The sequence below is a fragment of the Caballeronia zhejiangensis genome, assembly GCF_022879815.1.
Taxonomy (GTDB): domain Bacteria; phylum Pseudomonadota; class Gammaproteobacteria; order Burkholderiales; family Burkholderiaceae; genus Caballeronia; species Caballeronia zhejiangensis.
In genome coordinates, this window is the sequence record NZ_CP084288.1 from 16514 (window position 1) to 33623 (window position 17110).

A 17110-nucleotide genomic window follows, 5' to 3' on the forward strand; every position below is an offset into this window, starting at 1 on the left:
TATAATAAGTTGCGTATCGATACCTCAGAGGTTCCAGATGGAACTGCGTCATCTACGCTACTTTCTGGTGGTGGCACGCACGCTCAACTTCACGAAAGCGGCGGATGAACTGCACATGGCGCAGCCGCCGTTGAGCCGGCAGATACGCGATCTGGAAGAAGAACTCGGCGTAGCGCTTTTTGAGCGACGGGGCAAACGAGTGTTTCTTTCGTCGGCGGGCCAGGTCTTCGAAGAACGGGCCAAGCGAATCCTGATGGAAACGAACTCCGCGATCGTGGATTCGCAACGCGCGGCACGAGGGGAAGTCGGCCGGGTGGCGGTGGGGTTCTTCGAGCACATCGCGTATACACTGCTGCCGCCGCTCTTGCGCGAATTTCAGCAGCGTTATCCCGCGGTGACAGTCGAGCTTCGATGGTTTTCCTCCGCGGAACAGATCAATGCGCTCGACCGAGGGGACATCGATCTGGCGTTCGTCCGCTCTTTGCCGCCTGATACGCGACTGAACAGCGTCTTGTTGCTTCAGGAGCCGTTTTACGTTGCTATCGCCAAGGACAACCCACTCGCAGCAAAACGGCGGATTTCCATCAAGGACTGCAGGCAGTTGCGCGTCATCAATTACCGGAAAGATGTCGCGCCGGACTATCACGCCACCATCAACCAGTTGTGCGCGCTTGCCGGATTTTCCCCATCCACGAGCTTTGAAATGGGGCAGATCTACGCTTCGCTTGGCCTCGTAAGCGCCGGGTTTGGCGTGACGCTCGTACCGGCGTCAGTTCAACGAACGCACATGGACAACGTCGTCTATCGTCCTCTGCGCGAACAGCACGCGAAAAGCGAACTCTACCTCGCGTGGAAGGAACCCGGTCCGCCCCCCGCGCTAGGCTCTTTTGTTCAACTAGCGCGCGAGATAGCCGCGCACTACCCGCGAAAAGCGAAGGTCGAGTAAGCGCGAAGCGGTACGGCGTCAATGGCGATGAACAGGTTGGTTTTGAAAAAGGGAAAATGTCGGCGAACCTGCTCTGCTGTGCGGCCACCCTATGCGACGCTGATGCGATTGCTCGATCGCCACGCATTCGGCAAGATTCGGTGATCGCTTCGCCCGACGTCATCCAGCACACCGCCTGCATCGGCGCGCACTCATGCGTTTGCAACGTTCGCCATCGTCTCCAAGAAGGTCGACATGAATTTCAGGTCCTTACAGTGCTTCGTCATTCTCGCGGAGGAACTGAACTTCAGCCGCGCGGCCGAGCGGCTGCATATCGCGCAACCGGCGTTGAGCCAGCAGATCCGGCTGCTGGAAGAGCGGCTCGGCACGCAACTCGTCGATCGCGCGAGACGCCCGCTGCGGCTCACCGAGGCGGGCCACTATCTCTGCACCGAAGCGCGTCAGATTCTCGGCTCGTGGGAACAAGCCAGTCTGGGCGCGCAGGAAATCGGCATCGGGCGGCGCGGCTGGCTGTCGATCGGGTTCACGCGATCCGCGATGTACAGCATCCTGCCGCCCGCGCTGAAGGCGTTCCATCACTCGTATCCGGAAGTCGAGCTCAAGCTCTTCGAGATGCTGACCGAAGAACACACCGATGCACTGCGCGACCTGCGCATTCATGTCGGGATCGGACGTCAGCCGCTCGACATCCCCGGTTGCACGTCGTATCCGCTGCTGCGTGAACATGTGGTGGCCGTGCTGTCGCCGGATCATCCGCTGGCGGGCAGGAAGAAGGTGCGTATCGCCGAACTCGAAGATACGCCGCTCATCGTGTATCCGAAGCATCAGAACGCGCAGTTCAAGCGCACCGTGCAGTCCTTGTATCGCGATGCGGGCGTCACGCCTTTCATCGCTCATCAGGCTTACGAAATCCAGACGGCGATCGCGCTCGTCGCGGCGGGGCTCGGCGTGACCTTCGTCGGCGAATCGGTGGCGCGGCATGGACGCACCGACGTCGTGTTCCGTCAGCTCTCAGGCCCGGGTGCGTCGCGCTGGTCCACGCTCGCCGCCACATTCCGCACGGACGACGATTCGGCGCATCTGCGTGCCTTTCTCGCGTGCCTTCCTCCGCCGCTGACCGGCGCCGCACTATAAGAGAACGCTTATAGAAGCATAAGGAACGCGTCTTGGACGCGGGCCGGCGCGCTACTTATCATCGATTTTCATGTCCTGGGCCGGCATGCCTTACGCGCAGCCGAACGGACAGACGAGCGGCGCAGGCCGTTTGTAAAGCGAGGCCGCAGAGCCTCGCGATCCGATGAAAAAGAACGTGGAGACGGCATGGCCCCATTCAACGAAGCAGCAACGATGCGAAAGGTATACGGGCGGCTCATGCCCCTGCTCTTCGCGATGATGTTCTTCAACTACCTCGATCGCATCAACATCGGCTTTGCCGCGCTCGACATGAACAAGGCGCTCGGCTTCAGCCCTGCCGTGTTCGGCTTCGCAGGCAGCATCTTCTTCGTCGGCTACATGGTGCTCGAGGTGCCGAGCAATCTGCTGCTGCATCGCGTGGGCGCGCGCCGCTGGATCGCGCGCATCCTGCTCACGTGGGGCGCGGTCGCGGCCGTCACCGCGTTCGTATTCGACGACAAGAGCTTCTACGTGCTGCGCTTTCTGCTCGGCGTCATGGAAGCGGGTTTCCTGCCGGGCGTCGCGGTGTATCTGACGAAGTGGTTCCCCGAGCGCTATCGGGCGCGCGCGGTCGGCGGCTACATCATCGCGGGATCGTTTTCCGCCGTGCTCGGCGGCCCGATCTCGACCGCGCTGATGACCTACGCGAACGGCATCCTCGGCCTGCAGGGATGGCAATGGATGTTCATCCTCGAAGGCATTCCGGCGATGCTGCTCGGCCTGCTCACGCTGCGCATCATGACGGAGCGCCCCGCCGACGCCGACTGGCTCGCCGACGACGAAAAGCGCTGGCTCGAAACGACGCTCGCGGCAGAGCGCGAAGCGGTCGGCGGCAACGCGCACTTCCCGCTGCTGCGCGTGGCGGGCGATGTCCGCGTATGGAGCCTCGCGTGTCTCTTCGGCTGCGCGCTCGTCGGCATCTACGGGCTCTTTCTGTGGCTGCCGCAGATCGTCAAGAGTCTCGGTCATCTGAGCAACATCGAAGTCGGCTTTCTTTCCGCCGCGCCGCCGCTTCTCGGCGTGCTCGGCACGTTCATCATCAGCCGCAGTTCGGACCGCACGGGCGACCGCAAGAAGCATCTCGCGTTCGTCTACGGCATGAGCGCCCTCGCGATCGCGGGCAGCGCGTATGCGCCGAATCCGGTCGTCGCCTATGCGCTGCTGTGCGTGACCGGCCTCTTCATCTACGCAGGCAATCCGCTGTTCTGGAGCCTCGCCTCGTCGTTCAGGACCGGCGCGGCGGGCGCGGCGACCATCGCGCTCATCAACACGATCGCGCAGTTCGGCGGCCTCGTCGGGCCGTGGAGCATCGGGCTCGTGCGCAACGCGACGGGCAACTTCAAGCTCGCGTTGCTGACGATCGCGGCGTTCCTCGTCGTCGCGACGATCATCGCGCTCGTCATGCGCGTGAAGCCCGCCGACGACGAAGACACTTCGCTGCCCGCATCCGATTCGCACGAAGCGGGCGCACAACGACAGGAAAACCACGCATGATCATCGATTGTCACGGTCACTACACGACCTCGCCGCCGCAGCACGAAGCATGGCGCGCGCAGCAGATCGCCGCGCTGAAGGACGGCGCATCGGCGCCGCCGCGCCCCGCCATCTCCGACGATGAAATCCGCGAAAGCATCGAGAACGGGCAGCTTCGCATCCAGCGCGAGCGCGGCACCGATCTCACGATCTTCTCGCCGCGCGCCGCCGGCATGGGCCATCATCTGGCGACGGCGGAGGCCAACGCGGTCTGGTCGGAAGCATGCAACGACCTCGTGCATCGCGTCGTCGACCTGTTTCCGCGTAATTTCGTCGGCGTCTGTCAGTTGCCGCAAGCGCCGGGCGTGGCGCCCGAGAATTGCATCGCCGAACTGCGCCGCTGCGTGGAAGAACTGGGTTTCATCGGCTGCAATCTGAATCCCGACCCTTCGGGCGGGCACTGGTCCGGGCTGCCGCTCACCGACCGCTCGTGGTATCCGCTCTACGAAGCGATGGTCGAGCTCGACGTGCCCGCGATGATCCACGTTTCGTCGTCGTGCAATCCGAACTTTCATGCGACCGGCGCGCATTACATCAACGGCGATACATCGGCGTTCATGCAATTGCTCCAAGGCGATCTGTTCGCGGATTTCCCGACGCTCAAGTTCGTCATTCCGCACGGCGGCGGCGCGGTGCCGTATCACTGGGGACGATATCGCGGACTCGCGCAGGACATGAAGCGGCCGCTGCTCACCGAATATCTGCTGAACAACGTGTTCTTCGATACCTGCGTCTACCATCAGCCGGGCGCCGAGCTGCTCGCAAAGGTGATTCCGGCGAAGAACATCCTGTTCGCGTCGGAGACGATCGGCGCGGTGCAGGGCATCGATCCCGAAACGGGTCATTACTTCGACGACACGCGCCGTTATATCGACGCGATCGAATGGCTCAGCGACGCGGATCGCCAGCGCATTTTCGAGGACAACGCGCGCGCGGTGTACGGACGGCTTTCCGCGCAACTGGAACGGCAACGATCGAACGAAGGAGCGACCGCATGAATCCGGCCGGATGGCGTGAATACGAATCCGCGGCTCAGGCGAGCCCCGCGACGCTCGCCGCGTTGCGCGAGCTGGCGGTATCGCTTCTGAGCGACAACATGGCCCGCGTGAGCGGCACGACCGGACTGCGTCCCTATCATCGTCCGAAGCCGATGGCCGGCACGGCCGTCACGGTACGCACGCGCGGCGGCGACAATCTCGCGATCCATCGCGCGTTCGACTACTGCCGCCCCGGCGACGTGCTCGTCATCGACGGCGCCGGCGAGCTCACGCAGGCGCTCATGGGCGACATCATGGCGAGCTTCGCGCAGAGCATCGGCGTGCAGGGTCTCGTCATCGACGGCGCGATCCGCGACGTCGGCGCGCTCGGCCAGCGCGACTTTCCCGTGTACGCGCGCGGCGTCACGCATCGTGGGCCGTACAAGAACGGGCCGGGCGAGATCAACGTGCCGGTGACGGTCGGCGGGATGGTGGTGAATCCGGGTGATATCGTCGTCGGCGATGAAGACGGCGTGCTCGCCATCGCGCCCGCCGACGTCGAAGCGGTGATCGAAGGCGCGCGCAAGCAGGCGGCGAAGGAAGCGGCGGCGCTCGAGTCGATCGCGGAAGGCCGTTTCGATCGTGCGTGGGTCGCGGTTCAGCGCGATCGCATGATGAACGGCTGACGCCTTGCCGAACCGCCGCGAACGCGCGCATGATGGCGCGTTCGCTTCATCGACTATCGACCGCCATGCCCGACTTTCTCGACGCCGCCGCGCTCATCGACCTCGCGCGACGCGCGCAAGCCCGCGCGCCGCAACCCTGCGCGTGCACGAAAACGCCGCTCGACGGCTGGCAATCGCAGCCGCTGTCGCTCGACGAATCGCAGTTCCGCGAGATCGGCACGCTGTTACCGGAGCACGATCCGGAGCCGACCTTCGCCGAATATCTGCCAGGCAAGACGAACTACTGGTCCGCCGATGCGCCCATCGCGCCGCGCTTCTTTCCGTATAACCGCTGCGGCGTCTGGGAATGCTCGTCCTGCGGGCGGCTGTATCTGCGCTACACGGAAGGCGGCGGCTACTTCGTCGATCGCAGGATTCGCGCGGTGCGCGCGGATCTGATCGAAGACGTCTCGCCGTGACAATGCGCGCTCGCGCAGGAACGTCCGTTTCGCGCGAGCACGCATTTCAGCCTCAACTCACCGCATCCTTCACCTTCTTGCCATCGGGCCGTCCGAGGCCGGTGCAGGCGTCCCATCCGGCTGTCGCGTGGAAATCGTCGTTATTGCCCTTTGTGATGTCGACGAGCGCCAGCGGGTCCTTGTAGAGATGCGGATTGATATACCCCACCGGCGCGCCCTTGATCGCGTTGATGCGCGCGATCAGTCCGGCCCATAGCGGCGCGACCGCGCTCGTTCCGCCGATCACCATGTCGTGACCGTCGACGCGCACTTCGTAGCCGGTCACGGGATCGGCATTGCCGGCGACATCGGGCACGCCGCGCATCGCGAGCGGACTGTGTGCGCCGCCCGCGCGCGTGACCCGCAGCCCTTCCTGCCACGCGGGCAGCGCGAAGAACGAGCTCACGCCGCCGCCGGTCGCGCCGCCGTTGGCGCCGTCGTTCCATACGGTCTCGCTAGCGATTCCGTTGCCGCTCGCCTGCAGCGACGTGCCGCCGCAGCCCAGCGCATACGGACTGGACGCAGGAAAATCGACGTGATCCGCGCCATCGCCCACGCCGTCGCCGGAACCGTTGTCGCCGGATGCCGCGCAAATCGTCACGCCGAGCGCCGCCGCCGACTGGAACGCCTGATCGAACGCGTTCATCGCCTGCTGCGTCCATGCCGATTCCGGACCGCCCCAACTGATCGAAATCACCGACGGCTTGTTCTTCGTGTCATGAATCGCGGTGCCGATGGCGTCGATAAAACCCGCGTCGGTGTTGGGCGCGAAATAGACGACGATCTTCGCGCCCGGCGCGACCGCGCCCGCGACTTCGATATCGAGCATCACTTCGCCATCGGGACCGTTCGGATCGCCGGTCGGATGATTGCGTCCGTGATCGACCGAAACCGCGGTCACGGACGGCGCCTTCATATTCAGCGACGCGAAATACGTCTTGAGATCCGCGGGACGGTAGCCGCCGCCCAGCTCGATGATCCCGATGCATTGATTCTGACCGTCGCCTTGCGGGAAGTCATAGAGCGACGCGAGCTGCACGGGCGTGAACGTCGACGCGCCGGCTGCGCGCGCTGTCCAGCGCACGTTGCCCTGCGCGCGGGTCCGGAAGCTGGGCCGCGCCTGCGGACGGTTGTCGAGACCCATGACGGCATCGACGACGCCGTTCAGTTCATCGGGCAGATGGATCGGTCCCGTGCGGCCGCGATAGGTGCCGCCGTCATGTTCGTACTGTTGCAGGCTCACGCCGAAGGCCGCGTCGAACTGCGCGACCGTGCCGGAGAGCACGACCGCGCGCCGCGCCTCGTGACTCTCGACGACCGACAGTCCGTGCTTTTGCGCGAACGCATGGACCGCCGCCAGGTCCGCGCTGTCCGCGCCGAAATGCTTCGTGAACTCGTCGTGATCGATATGCTTCGCCGACGCGCCTTGCGCCGCGAGCGCGCTGATGTGCTTCTCGAACGCATCGTGCGAGCGCCGTCGCACGAGCATGGTGACCTCCAGACGTTCGTTCGGGTCTGCCTTTCCGATGGGCTGCGCGTCCTTTAAACACTCGCGTTCGCTTCCGTTGAGCGGATGGTTTGCCATGTCTGAACACTCCTGAGAAACGCCGCCGTCGTGGGTTGCGTTTTCGATGCCTCGCGGGCGGCGGGCGGGCATCGGATGCCGTGCGATACGCGCTTATTGACCGCCGAAATAGATCTGCTTCATCTCCTGCGCTGATGCCGGGCGCATGACGGCGCGAGCGCCCGTCGCCGACGCGCCCGACATCGCGCCGCCATAGCCAGTCGCGTCGTTCCGGCTCGATACGCGCGCCTCCGCTGCCTGGATCGCCGCCGGATAGCCGGGATCCTCGCCTCTGCCCGGGTAGTAGCCGGCCTGCTCCAGTTGCTCGAGCTCGGCGCGCACCTGGGCGCGCGTGAGCGCCGCGTCCGTCTGCGCGAGCACGGCAATCGGCAGCGCAAGCGCGGACGCCGCCGCGAGCGCCATCAAAATCGGTTTCATGATGATCTCCTTGATGATGCGAAAGTTCGTGACGCGGACGTGCTCGTCCGCAGATGAAAGACGATCACCGATGGAAAAAATCGCATTCTTCGTTGCGCGATATGAACGCGATGCGCGCGAAGGGCAACGCCTTCGCGAATCGTCCGTAGAATCGCGTCAGAATAATGCTGCGCGAAAAGCTGCAAGGAGCTAACGATGTCACAACGAAACACTGACGAGGCGCTTCGTCGCATGGCGTCGATCGTCGCGCTGGTGTTCGCGCTGGTGCTCGTCGTGTTGAAGGTGTGGGCCTGGTTCGCGACCGGATCGATTTCGCTGCTCACCGCCGCAGCCGATGGCCTCGTCGATGTCGTCGCGTCTTCGGTGACGTTCATGGGTGTGCGCTATGCCCTGCGCCCGGTCGACGAGGGGCACCGCTACGGTCACGGCAAGGCCGAAGCGGTGGCGGCGTTCGTGCAGGCGCTGCTGCTCACGGGCGTGGCTGTCGGACTCGGCATCGAATCGGGGCAGCGCGTCGTGAATCCCGAACCGTTGAATCAGACAGACTTCGGGATCGCGGTCATCGTCGTGAGTACGCTTGCGGCCATCGGACTCGTGCTGATGCAGACGTGGGTCGTGAAGCGCACGGGATCGACCGCCATCGCCGCCGACCGCGCGCACTATGCGACCGATATCGCCGTGAATATCGCCGTGCTCGTCGCCCTGCTGCTCGATCACTTGCTCGACTGGCCACGCGCCGACGCAATCGGCGCGCTGTGCATCTCGCTCTACATGCTGTGGAACGCGCGCGGCATGGCGGTGGCTGCGCTCGTGCAACTGCTCGATCGCGAACTGGACGATCCCGAACGCGCGCGCATTGCGGCGGCCGTGACGGCGGTCGAAGGCGTGCAAGGCGTGCACGACATCCGCACGCGAAACGGCGGCGATCGCGTATTCGTCGAGTTCCATCTCGAAGTGGCCGGCGAGCTGACCGTCGCGCAGGGCCACGCCATCGCCGATGACGCGGAAAGAGCCGTGCAGCGGCTCTTTCAGGCATCGGACGTCACGGCGCACGTCGAACCGGCGGGCATCGTCGACGATCGTCTGGACGACCGCGTGCTCGGCACGGCATCCACCGCCGGCCACAAGTGATTGCATCGGTTCGTCGTGGCGCGGCGCACGCGGCATCGGCTGGACAAAATTACCGCGTCGGCGCGTCGGCCGACGCCCGCCGGCTTCCGGGCGCCTAAAGCTCCCGAATCCGGCTGACGTAAACAAGGCGTGATCTTCGCTAAAAGCAACGCCGAGCCCGCTGCCCGTTCATCGAGAGCCCGCGTCATCAACGTAATGTCCCAGTCTCCCCAATCCGGATCGTCCAGCACCGTCGCCAGCGGCGATCGCTCGCGACAGGGGCACAAGACCGCGCGAAATCAGGAATTTCTCGCTTTCTTTCTGTCCACGCGAAGCGACCGCGCGACGCTCTCCTGGACCGTTCTCACGCAGATCGGCCTCGCGGGCCTGGGCGTCGGCGCGCTCTGCTACCTCGCACTGTCGTTCGTGTCCGAAGGTGCGGCTTCCTGCGCGGGCGTCGTCTCGGGCGCGATCGCGTTCGCGTTCTTTTTGCGTCGTGCACGCCGGAGCGCCGCGCGCGCGAACGCCACGACCGCGCTCGCAAAAGCGCTTCTCGACGCCAATCGCGAATGCCTGAAACTGCTCGACGCCGATGGCCGCATGGTCCGCATTTCCGAATATGGCGCCGAACTCATGGAAGCGAGCGCGCCCGAACAACTCGCCGGTTCGAACTGGCTCGGCTTCTGGTCCGGTGAAGACGCGACCGCCGCGCACGATGCGTTTCATGCCGCCATGAGCGGCGCACGCGCGACATTCCGAGGCAGTTGCCCGACCACGTCGGGCGCGCCCAAGACCTGGCATTCGCGCCTCATTCCGATAGAGAACGGCGACGGCGGCGTGGAAGGCGTGATTTGCGCCTCGCAGGACATGACGCAGCAGGCGGAACTCGCCGCCGCGCTCTGCGCCAGAGAGACGCTGATGTCGGAGATGGAGGCGCACGTCGGCCTTTGCTTCTATTCCTATAACGCCGATTTCACGGGCTTTCATCACATCAGCGCGGGATGCGCGGCCGTCTTCGGCCTGGATGCGCAAACGTTTCGCGAGTCGCCCCAGGCCTGGATGGCGCTCGTGCTGCAGGAAGACCTGCCGCAACTCACGGCCGCGATGCGCCGGATCGCCGAATCGAAAGTCAGCCAGAAGGCGCTATACCGCATCCGCCGTCTGGACGGCAATGTGCGCTGGATTCAAAGCACCGGATCGCCCGTTCTGGACAGCGCGGGCAATGTGGCGCGCATCGTCGGCATCAGCGAGGATGTCACGGCGGAGCAGGACCGCCTCGCCGAACTGGACCGCCTCGCCTTCACGGATTCGCTGACCGGTCTCGCGAATCGCGCCGCGCTCATGTGCAGGATCGACGAGCGATGCCGCAAGCAGGCGCCCTTCGCGCTGATGTTCATCGACCTGGACCGTTTCAAGGTGCTCAACGACACGCTCGGTCACACGGCGGCGGACCGGCTGCTCAAATCGCTGAGCAGGGTCATCCGGGCCGCGTTGCCGGCCGATGCATTTCTCGCACGTCTCGGCGGCGACGAATTCGCCGTGCTGATCGACGGCGCGAAGCACAAGGACCCGCTCGCCGAGATCGCGCGCGCCACGCTCGATGCGCTCGTGCAGGCGGATCAGGCACACCGCGCCGGCACGATCACGGCGTCGATCGGCATATCGGTCTTTCCCGAAAACGGGGGGAATCGCGAGACGCTTCTGACGAGCGCCGATATCGCGATGTATGCGGCCAAGAAAGCCGGACGCAACGGCTACCGTTTCGCCGACAAGGATTCGAGCGAACGCATCGTCGATTTCGAACTCGAGCGCGACCTGCCCGCGGCGCTCGCCAAGAAGGAGTTTCAGCTTCACTACCAGGCGATCCACGAGCCGCACACGCGCGAGGTCCGCAGCGTCGAAGCGCTCATTCGCTGGCGGCATCCGGAGCGCGGGCTCGTCTCGCCGGGCGTCTTCATTCCCATTCTCGAAGAGAGCGGCTTCATCGCCGAAGTCGGCGCATGGGTGATGGACGACGCCCTGCGTCAGCTCGCGCTATGGCGGCAGGCCGGCGCGCGCGCGCTCGGCGTTTCGGTGAACGTGTCGGCGCGACAGTTGCGCGACGCGACCATCGTCGATGTCGTCGACGAAGCCTTGCGCCGCCATGCCCTGCCCGCCTCGACGCTGCAACTCGAACTCACCGAGAGCGCGCTGATGGACGACCCGAGCCTTGCACAGCGCACGCTCGGTGCGTTGAAGAAGCTGGGCGTGCGCATCGCCATCGACGACTTCGGCACCGGCTATTCGAGTCTGCGCTATCTGGCTGATTTCGCACCGGACTGCGTGAAGATCGACCGCTCCTTCATCACGCGGATGGAATCGGATCAGGCAACGCGCAGCATCGTGTGCGGCATCATCCAGATGTGTCACACGCTGGGCCTGAGCGTGACGGCTGAAGGCGTCGAGGAAACAGCGCAACTGGAATTGCTCAGGCATGCGCAATGTGACTTCGTGCAGGGCTTCCTGCTGAGCCGGCCGGTCGCCCCCGACGACGTGCTCGGGCTCCCGATCGCCACGCCGTCCGCATTGATAGATTAGGAAAGGAACCGCGAAATTCGCGCGCTTGCTTTTCCTTTCGGTGAACCCTAACCTTACGCCGAAGTTGTGACTAAATGTAACGTTTGTATCAAGATGATCGCGAACGTCGATCGAGTCGCAAACGACGCACAAGAAAATTGCACGGCAAGAATGCCGGCATGAACCACGGGGTTTTTCCGAAGAGCGGGAAACCATGAATAGCAGTGAATCGCTTGACTCGATCCGCGAGATCAATCTGTCGTACGTGATCCTTGCACAACGCATGTTGCTCGAGGACAAGTCCGTCGCCATGTTCCGGCTCGGGCTTTCGCCGGAAATCGCCATGATTCTGGCCAATCTCACGGCCGCGCAAACAATCAAGCTTTGCAGTTCGAACCAGTTGTTGTGCGCGTTCCGCTTCAACGATCATTCGTTGCTGTCCGCATTGACGCAACCGGCCACGCACGTCGACGTCGGCGCCACTCACGCCGCCATCCTGCTGGCCGGACAGCCGGCGGAACAGTTCGCATGAGCATGGAAACCACGCTTCGCAAAAGCGTCAGCGACGACGCGCAGGAAGTCTATCGCGCGATTGCCCTCATCGAACTGGGCGCTCGCATGCAGTTGCTCGAAACCGAGTTGACGTTATCGCGCGACCGCATGATCCGTCTGTATCGGGAATTGAAGGGCATGCCGCCGCCCAAGGGCATGCTGCCGTTCTCGGCGGACTGGTACATGACGTGGATGCCCAACATCCATTCATCGCTCTTCTACAACATCTATCTGTTTCTCAAGGAGCAGACACGCTGTTCGCGTCTCGATGCGTTGACCAAGGCTTATCGACTGTATGTGGAGCACTGCGGGCAGAACCGGCTCGAAGTCGTCCTGAGCCTGACGCGTGCATGGACACTGGTGCGCTTCTTCGAAGCGGACATGCTGCAGCAGACGCCATGCTGCCGCTGCAAGGGCAAGTTCGTCGCGCACAGGCACGATCTTCAGGCGCATTTCGTGTGCGGCGCGTGTCAGCCGCCGTCACGCGCGGGGCGGACGAAGAAGGCTGCGAGCAGCAAGGCCGAGTGCGGTTCGCTGGCGGCGTGAGTGGATGAACTCAGGTCGGCCATCCATGTGTGAAGCGCTGTAGCCACGCCATGGTCTGGCCGTCTTCCCATCGAGTGCTCCAGAACGGTTCGTGGCTTTTGATCTGCATCGGCAACAACGCACGTGCGACATCGAAATACGGTTTCAGATCCGCTTGAACGTTGCGGTCGCCGAGCGTCGGGCTGTCCGACACCTGCAAAAGCGTCGCGAAAGGCCCATCGACGAAATCGAAAGCAGCAAGCTTCGCCTGCGCTAATTCCTTTTGAAATTGCGTTCGAAAAGGTTCGCCGATGACCGTCAGCCAGCTCAGGCACTTGTAGCCTCGCTTGAGTTCCCTCGCGCTCAGTTCGATCTCCTCCACATCGCAGCCCCAGTATCGGCGCGCCAAAGCATAGATGCGCTCGAACGAAACTTCTTCGTATTTCGAAGACGGACGTCCCTGCAGCAGATAACCGCCATAGCCCGAGCAAACCGGAAACATCGACATCATGTCGAGTGCGAGTGAACGGAGGAATGCGGCATCGACTTGCCAATCGAATTCGAAGCGAAAGAAGCTCGCCATTTCGGGTTCCGTAAAAGGCCGAAAGCCGTGAAACATGAAGACCCGCGAATCGACGGGCTTTGCGTCCGAAAACCCATAGCCCCAATGCACCGTCTTGCGCAGTTCGGGAAGCAAGACGGTTTCGAAGCGAATGCGCGCCGCCGCATCCCACGCTTCGAGCCTCGCCCACGAAACGGTCGACCTGTAGTTCCTGAAGACATCGCCGACCGCGCGAAGGTACGCGTCATACACGCGTCTCGCCGTGACCGGACCGGGCGGATCGGGCACATAGAACACGAGATGCTGTTTCAATTCGACCAGCGGCATGGGCGACGAAGGATCATCCGTGAATTCGAGGATGGGGTTTGCCATCGCGTCGGACTTCCCGGTCAGGGTTTGAGGTTTTTCCGGTCTTTCTGCTGAGCGGCAACACGACGCTCCAGCACTGAAAGATAGCCCTTCAGGAAAGCCTCGAAGTTATCGTGACGCCATTGCTCCCCGATGCTGGAAATCCACACAACCTCGTAGCCATGCTTAGAGGGCGAAGTGTCCACGTCGAACGAAACGCACTCCGGCGTGTTCCCCGCACCGATGACGAACTGGCTGCACGCCGGGTACTCGTCGACCATTTCCGGAAGGAGACCGTGGTCGTCGCGCGCGACCTCGAGCGCCGAAAGCAGTGACAATTCATCATTCATCAAGCTGGATACGCCATTGCTCGTGGACAGAAACAATCGATAACTCGCCGGCATGACGAGGTTGCGCGCTTGCAGAAAGGCATCGAGCGCCGCGAGGTCGCCTCCGCTCGCCGGCGGGCGCAGTTGAGGCCGCACGGGATCGTCGCTGAAGTAGCCGTTGAGCTTGAACTTGGTATCACTCAGCTTCTGCAGCAGGTCTTGCATCTGTTGGGTGTTCACGCGACCTCCTTAATCACAGTTACAAGAGGGATGCGCTTTCATGCGCTTGGGGGCGGGTTTGAGCCGGTTCATGCTGCCGCCGACCGTGTAATTCACGCGGGCGTCGGCCCATCGCATATTGGCGCTGGTGAGTGGCCCGCTAAGAGAAGCCGGGTGCATGTGATCCGGATTCATTGCGCCCCGGCCGCTGCGAGCGGGGTCCGCCAATCCTCCCGCCTGCTTCCATTTTTCGTGCTGACAGTCCGGCGGCTTCACGTTCTTCGGACTGTAAAACATGCGCTTGATGGCCGGATGATCGGGATTGCCGGCGGCCGCGGTCACGGCGTCGGCGAAGTCCTTCGCGAATTGCTTGAGGCTCGCCTGATACGCATCGTAGTGGTCGGAACCGGGATTGCTGGGACTATCGCTCAGCCTCGCCTTCTTGCTCTTCGACTGGTTGTAGGCCTTGACCATCTCGCAGACCTGACCGCACATGCAATCGTCCCATTTGCGCTTTTTCTTTTTCTTCTTTTTCCCGCAATCCGGTCCGACCTGAGTCGCCGGCGGACGTTTCGATCTTTTCTGCTTCACGCCTGTCATCGTCGCGCCGGTATTGGGCGGAGAACCGTTCGGGCCGCAGTTGTTGAGCATCGGCTCGGCGAGAAGATGAACGCTCTTGCCCTCGATTTTCACCGTCATCGATCCCGGCGTGATGAATCTGGCCGGCCCGTGCGTGTTGCTCGAAAGCAGACCGCCGCCCGTGCCCTTGCTCGCCATGTCGCCGAAGCTGTTGAACATCGCGCCCCGGATAGCCACCTCGTCGCCCTCGATCTTGACGCTCGTCGAATAGCCGTCCGGCGAATCGCCCGATTTGGCGGTATTGGGCAACGCAGCCGGAACGAACGGAGCGGGCGGCCCCGGCATCTTGCACATGTTCGGGAGCGTGGCCCGAGCGGTGCCGGAACTGCCCTTGGTGACAGGCGTCTTCGGAGGATGGATTCCAACGCTGGTCATGGCGCGTCGAGCAAGTCAATGGCGCGAAGCGGCCGGCATCGTGGCCGATTCGAAAAGCGCGCAGGCCCGCAAGCCCGCCTCCGAACTCGACCAGATCAATGTTCTCGGGCCTGCCGCATAGCCACGCGACGCCGCCTGATGAGCCAGCATCGCGAACAATGGCCCGGACGCCGCGCCCACATCGCCCCAGACGTCCGCTGGCGACAGATAGCCGGTGGCATCCTTGAAATGCCGGCCCAGTCTCAGGCAGACGAACCCCCACTCTTCGCCTCGATAACGCTCGCCGTTGATATCGCAGATGACATGATCGATCGTCTTCCGCGCGCCCGGCGCGCTCGTCAGCGCGTCTCGCACGACCGCGGTCAGACCCTTGCCGACGCACACCTCGCGCGTTTTGATGAGGCAGCGCTCCGATCCTGTCGCAGCTGCAACGAGGTGCATCGTTTCGGCAACGCCGAGCCGCCGGCACGCGGCGTCGCTCATCAACAGGCAGAATGCCGCGCCCTCGCCGGGGACGAAGCCGCTCCTCGATCCTTCGCCTGCGATCTGCCTGCGCCCGTCGAGCCAATTCAGCGTCTCAGGATGCAGATAGCTGTCGATGCCGCCGACGACGCACGCGTCCAGTTCGCCGCTTCCGAGCGACTCGCTCGCCTTCCTGAAGGCCGCTACTCCGGCTGCGTGCCCCTGCGCATGCACCGAGACTTGTATCGGATCGATCGTCGATCCGCCCAGCCGCCGCAATCCCTGCATGACGGCGCTCGCGTCTTCATGCGTGAAGCCAGGGCGGATTTCCGGCAGCGCGACCATCATCGGCGATCGAAGCGGCGCTTCGCCCAGGTGAGCGAGGGCGCGCGTCAGGTCGCGCCACGCGAAACCTGCCAGCGCAAGCAGACGAGACGGACCGTGCAGCCCCGGGTCGAGTCCGGCGTCGAAGGCCAGGTTCACGTAGTTGCCGAGCCTGTCGACGATGAACGGATGCTCGCGCGCCGCCCCTATACCCGCCCGCACGGCCGCCGCGCTTGCCTCTGCCCCGAGACCGAGCGGCGTGCGCGCACCGGCGGCCGCCATGACGACGCGTGCGCTCATGACAGGTAATCCTTCTCGCGGACCAGCGTGCTCTCGAGATAATCGGGTTCGTCTTCGACCTTCAGAACCGTGACCCACACGAGCATCAAACGCAGCGCATCGGGTTCCAGTATCACCGACGAAAGGCGTGCGCGATGCTCGTCGTCGCGGGTGTCGATGCGCGTCGTGAAAGCCAGGCGCACCTTCGGCAGCGCGAAGGACATCGACCCTGCGGGCGTGAGGTTGATCAGTTCGACCGGCTCTCCGCCCTGCAGAGGGCTTGCGGGTTGCTGATCGGGTGGAGCGCACTGCAAGGAGTGCGGACTCCAATCCTCGGGCAACAGCGGCGAGCGATCGCGCATCCACGCATCGTCGTAAGTGCCGGCGCGTTCCCGCCTCGGCGACCAGAAGCTGTCGATGGCGCCGAACCCGGCGGGGCCATCCTTGTCCAGACGTCCGCTCGGGTATTCGAAATTGGGCATCGCCATGCCTTCCCGGCTCTGCCCTGCGCCGACTACGCCTCGCCCGACCGGATTTCGGGCGTCATAGCCGTGTCTGGCGGGGTCGTCGCCGGGCGCATCGTAGCCGCCATAAGCGAGCTCGTAGATGACCGGCAGACGGACGACCGGCTCCGCCAGCATGCGTCCGGGCATCCCTTTTCCCCATCTACGATGTCCGCGAACACGCAGCGTCTTGCGAACCGGCCCAACCCGCATGTCGACCAGAAAGTCGTCGCTGGGCCTGCCGCCGGGCGCGTAAGCGGTACCGTTGAGCACGATGTCGGTCGTCGGCTTGGGCCCGAGCAAGTCCGAGTCGTAGCGAAGGCTGGACCGTCCGGGCGTGCCGGTGTATTCGGCGGTCTCGACCGGCGGCGTCTGCTCGTCCGCGAGCCGCGGTCCCGCCGGCGTGATGTCATAGGTCGCCTTTACCGCGACGATCCATTCGTGCGTGCCCTCCTTGTCGCGCGTCCATGACGTATCGACTTCGTAGGCAGTCCGATTCTCGATGCTCCACAT

17 protein-coding genes are annotated in these 17110 nt (G+C 63.8%); 10 read left to right on the forward strand and 7 right to left on the reverse strand.

Annotation, left to right across the window (positions count from 1 at the left end; all coding sequences use genetic code 11):
* Positions 1 to 37 precede the first annotated feature (37 nt).
* From LDZ23_RS32885 to LDZ23_RS32910, 6 genes are all read left to right on the forward strand, one after another.
* The gene (locus LDZ23_RS32885; RefSeq protein WP_008345399.1) at positions 38 to 946 is read left to right on the forward strand and encodes a LysR family transcriptional regulator; all 909 of its coding nucleotides are present in this window, start codon (positions 38 to 40) and stop codon (positions 944 to 946) included.
* A 234-nt stretch (positions 947 to 1180) separates the two neighbouring features.
* Complete coding sequence (locus LDZ23_RS32890) at positions 1181 to 2080, forward strand: LysR family transcriptional regulator (RefSeq protein ID WP_008345398.1); 900 nt, start codon at positions 1181 to 1183, stop codon at positions 2078 to 2080.
* A 186-nt stretch (positions 2081 to 2266) separates the two neighbouring features.
* Positions 2267 to 3613, forward strand: coding sequence for an MFS transporter (locus tag LDZ23_RS32895; RefSeq protein ID WP_033535663.1), 1347 nt, complete (start codon positions 2267 to 2269; stop codon positions 3611 to 3613).
* Positions 3610 to 4650 carry an amidohydrolase family protein gene (locus LDZ23_RS32900; protein ID WP_008345396.1) on the forward strand — a complete coding sequence of 347 codons (1041 nt, stop codon included), beginning with the start codon at positions 3610 to 3612 and terminating at the stop codon, positions 4648 to 4650. The genes LDZ23_RS32895 and LDZ23_RS32900 overlap by 4 nt, the downstream gene beginning before the upstream one ends.
* Positions 4647 to 5315 (forward strand): RraA family protein, encoded by a 669-nt coding sequence (locus tag LDZ23_RS32905; protein ID WP_008345394.1) that lies wholly within the window; start codon positions 4647 to 4649, stop codon positions 5313 to 5315. The genes LDZ23_RS32900 and LDZ23_RS32905 overlap by 4 nt, the downstream gene beginning before the upstream one ends.
* Before the next feature lie 65 nt (positions 5316 to 5380).
* The gene (locus tag LDZ23_RS32910) at positions 5381 to 5773 is read left to right on the forward strand and encodes a hypothetical protein (RefSeq protein ID WP_033535664.1); all 393 of its coding nucleotides are present in this window, start codon (positions 5381 to 5383) and stop codon (positions 5771 to 5773) included.
* A gap of 52 nt (positions 5774 to 5825) precedes the next feature.
* Here the strand turns inward: LDZ23_RS32910 and LDZ23_RS32915 are convergent, their stop codons facing one another.
* Positions 5826 to 7397, reverse strand: a complete 1572-nt coding sequence (locus LDZ23_RS32915; protein WP_008345391.1) for a S53 family peptidase — start codon at positions 7395 to 7397, stop codon at positions 5826 to 5828.
* Positions 7398 to 7490: 93 nt separating this feature from the next.
* Entirely contained in the window at positions 7491 to 7814 is a 324-nt protein-coding gene (locus tag LDZ23_RS32920) for a DUF4148 domain-containing protein (protein WP_008345390.1), read from the reverse strand.
* A gap of 195 nt (positions 7815 to 8009) precedes the next feature.
* On the opposite strand from LDZ23_RS32920, the gene LDZ23_RS32925 reads away from it, so the two are divergent.
* The 4 genes from LDZ23_RS32925 (at position 8010) to flhC (ending at position 12578) form a co-directional block, all read left to right on the forward strand.
* The gene (locus LDZ23_RS32925) at positions 8010 to 8945 is read left to right on the forward strand and encodes a cation diffusion facilitator family transporter (RefSeq protein WP_033535665.1); all 936 of its coding nucleotides are present in this window, start codon (positions 8010 to 8012) and stop codon (positions 8943 to 8945) included.
* A gap of 195 nt (positions 8946 to 9140) precedes the next feature.
* On the forward strand, positions 9141 to 11501 hold the full coding sequence (locus LDZ23_RS32930) for a putative bifunctional diguanylate cyclase/phosphodiesterase (RefSeq protein ID WP_008345388.1): 2361 nt from the start codon (positions 9141 to 9143) through the stop codon (positions 11499 to 11501).
* A 193-nt stretch (positions 11502 to 11694) separates the two neighbouring features.
* Entirely contained in the window at positions 11695 to 12012 is a 318-nt protein-coding gene (gene flhD, locus LDZ23_RS32935) for a flagellar transcriptional regulator FlhD (RefSeq protein ID WP_008345387.1), read from the forward strand.
* Positions 12009 to 12578: a flagellar transcriptional regulator FlhC gene (flhC, locus tag LDZ23_RS32940; protein WP_008345386.1), complete on the forward strand. Its 570-nt coding sequence runs from the start codon at positions 12009 to 12011 to the stop codon at positions 12576 to 12578. The genes flhD and flhC overlap by 4 nt, the downstream gene beginning before the upstream one ends.
* Positions 12579 to 12588: 10 nt before the next feature.
* On the opposite strand, the gene LDZ23_RS32945 is transcribed toward flhC, so the two are convergent.
* Genes LDZ23_RS32945 through LDZ23_RS32965 form a run of 5 tightly spaced genes read right to left on the reverse strand, consistent with a single transcriptional unit; the run spans position 12589 to position 17110 of the window.
* A complete protein-coding gene (locus LDZ23_RS32945) occupies positions 12589 to 13491 on the reverse strand; it encodes a type VI immunity family protein (protein WP_008345385.1) in 903 nt (300 codons plus the stop codon).
* Positions 13492 to 13508: 17 nt separating this feature from the next.
* The gene (locus LDZ23_RS32950) at positions 13509 to 14036 is read right to left on the reverse strand and encodes an SMI1/KNR4 family protein (RefSeq protein WP_144403556.1); all 528 of its coding nucleotides are present in this window, start codon (positions 14034 to 14036) and stop codon (positions 13509 to 13511) included.
* Positions 14037 to 14045: 9 nt separating this feature from the next.
* On the reverse strand, positions 14046 to 15029 hold the full coding sequence (locus LDZ23_RS32955) for a PAAR-like domain-containing protein (RefSeq protein WP_051078947.1): 984 nt from the start codon (positions 15027 to 15029) through the stop codon (positions 14046 to 14048).
* 15 nt (positions 15030 to 15044) lie between these two features.
* Positions 15045 to 16115 (reverse strand): beta-ketoacyl synthase N-terminal-like domain-containing protein, encoded by a 1071-nt coding sequence (locus tag LDZ23_RS32960; protein ID WP_008345382.1) that lies wholly within the window; start codon positions 16113 to 16115, stop codon positions 15045 to 15047.
* Complete coding sequence (locus LDZ23_RS32965; RefSeq protein ID WP_008345381.1) at positions 16112 to 17110, reverse strand: DUF2169 family type VI secretion system accessory protein; 999 nt, start codon at positions 17108 to 17110, stop codon at positions 16112 to 16114. Before LDZ23_RS32965 ends, LDZ23_RS32960 begins: the two co-directional genes overlap by 4 nt.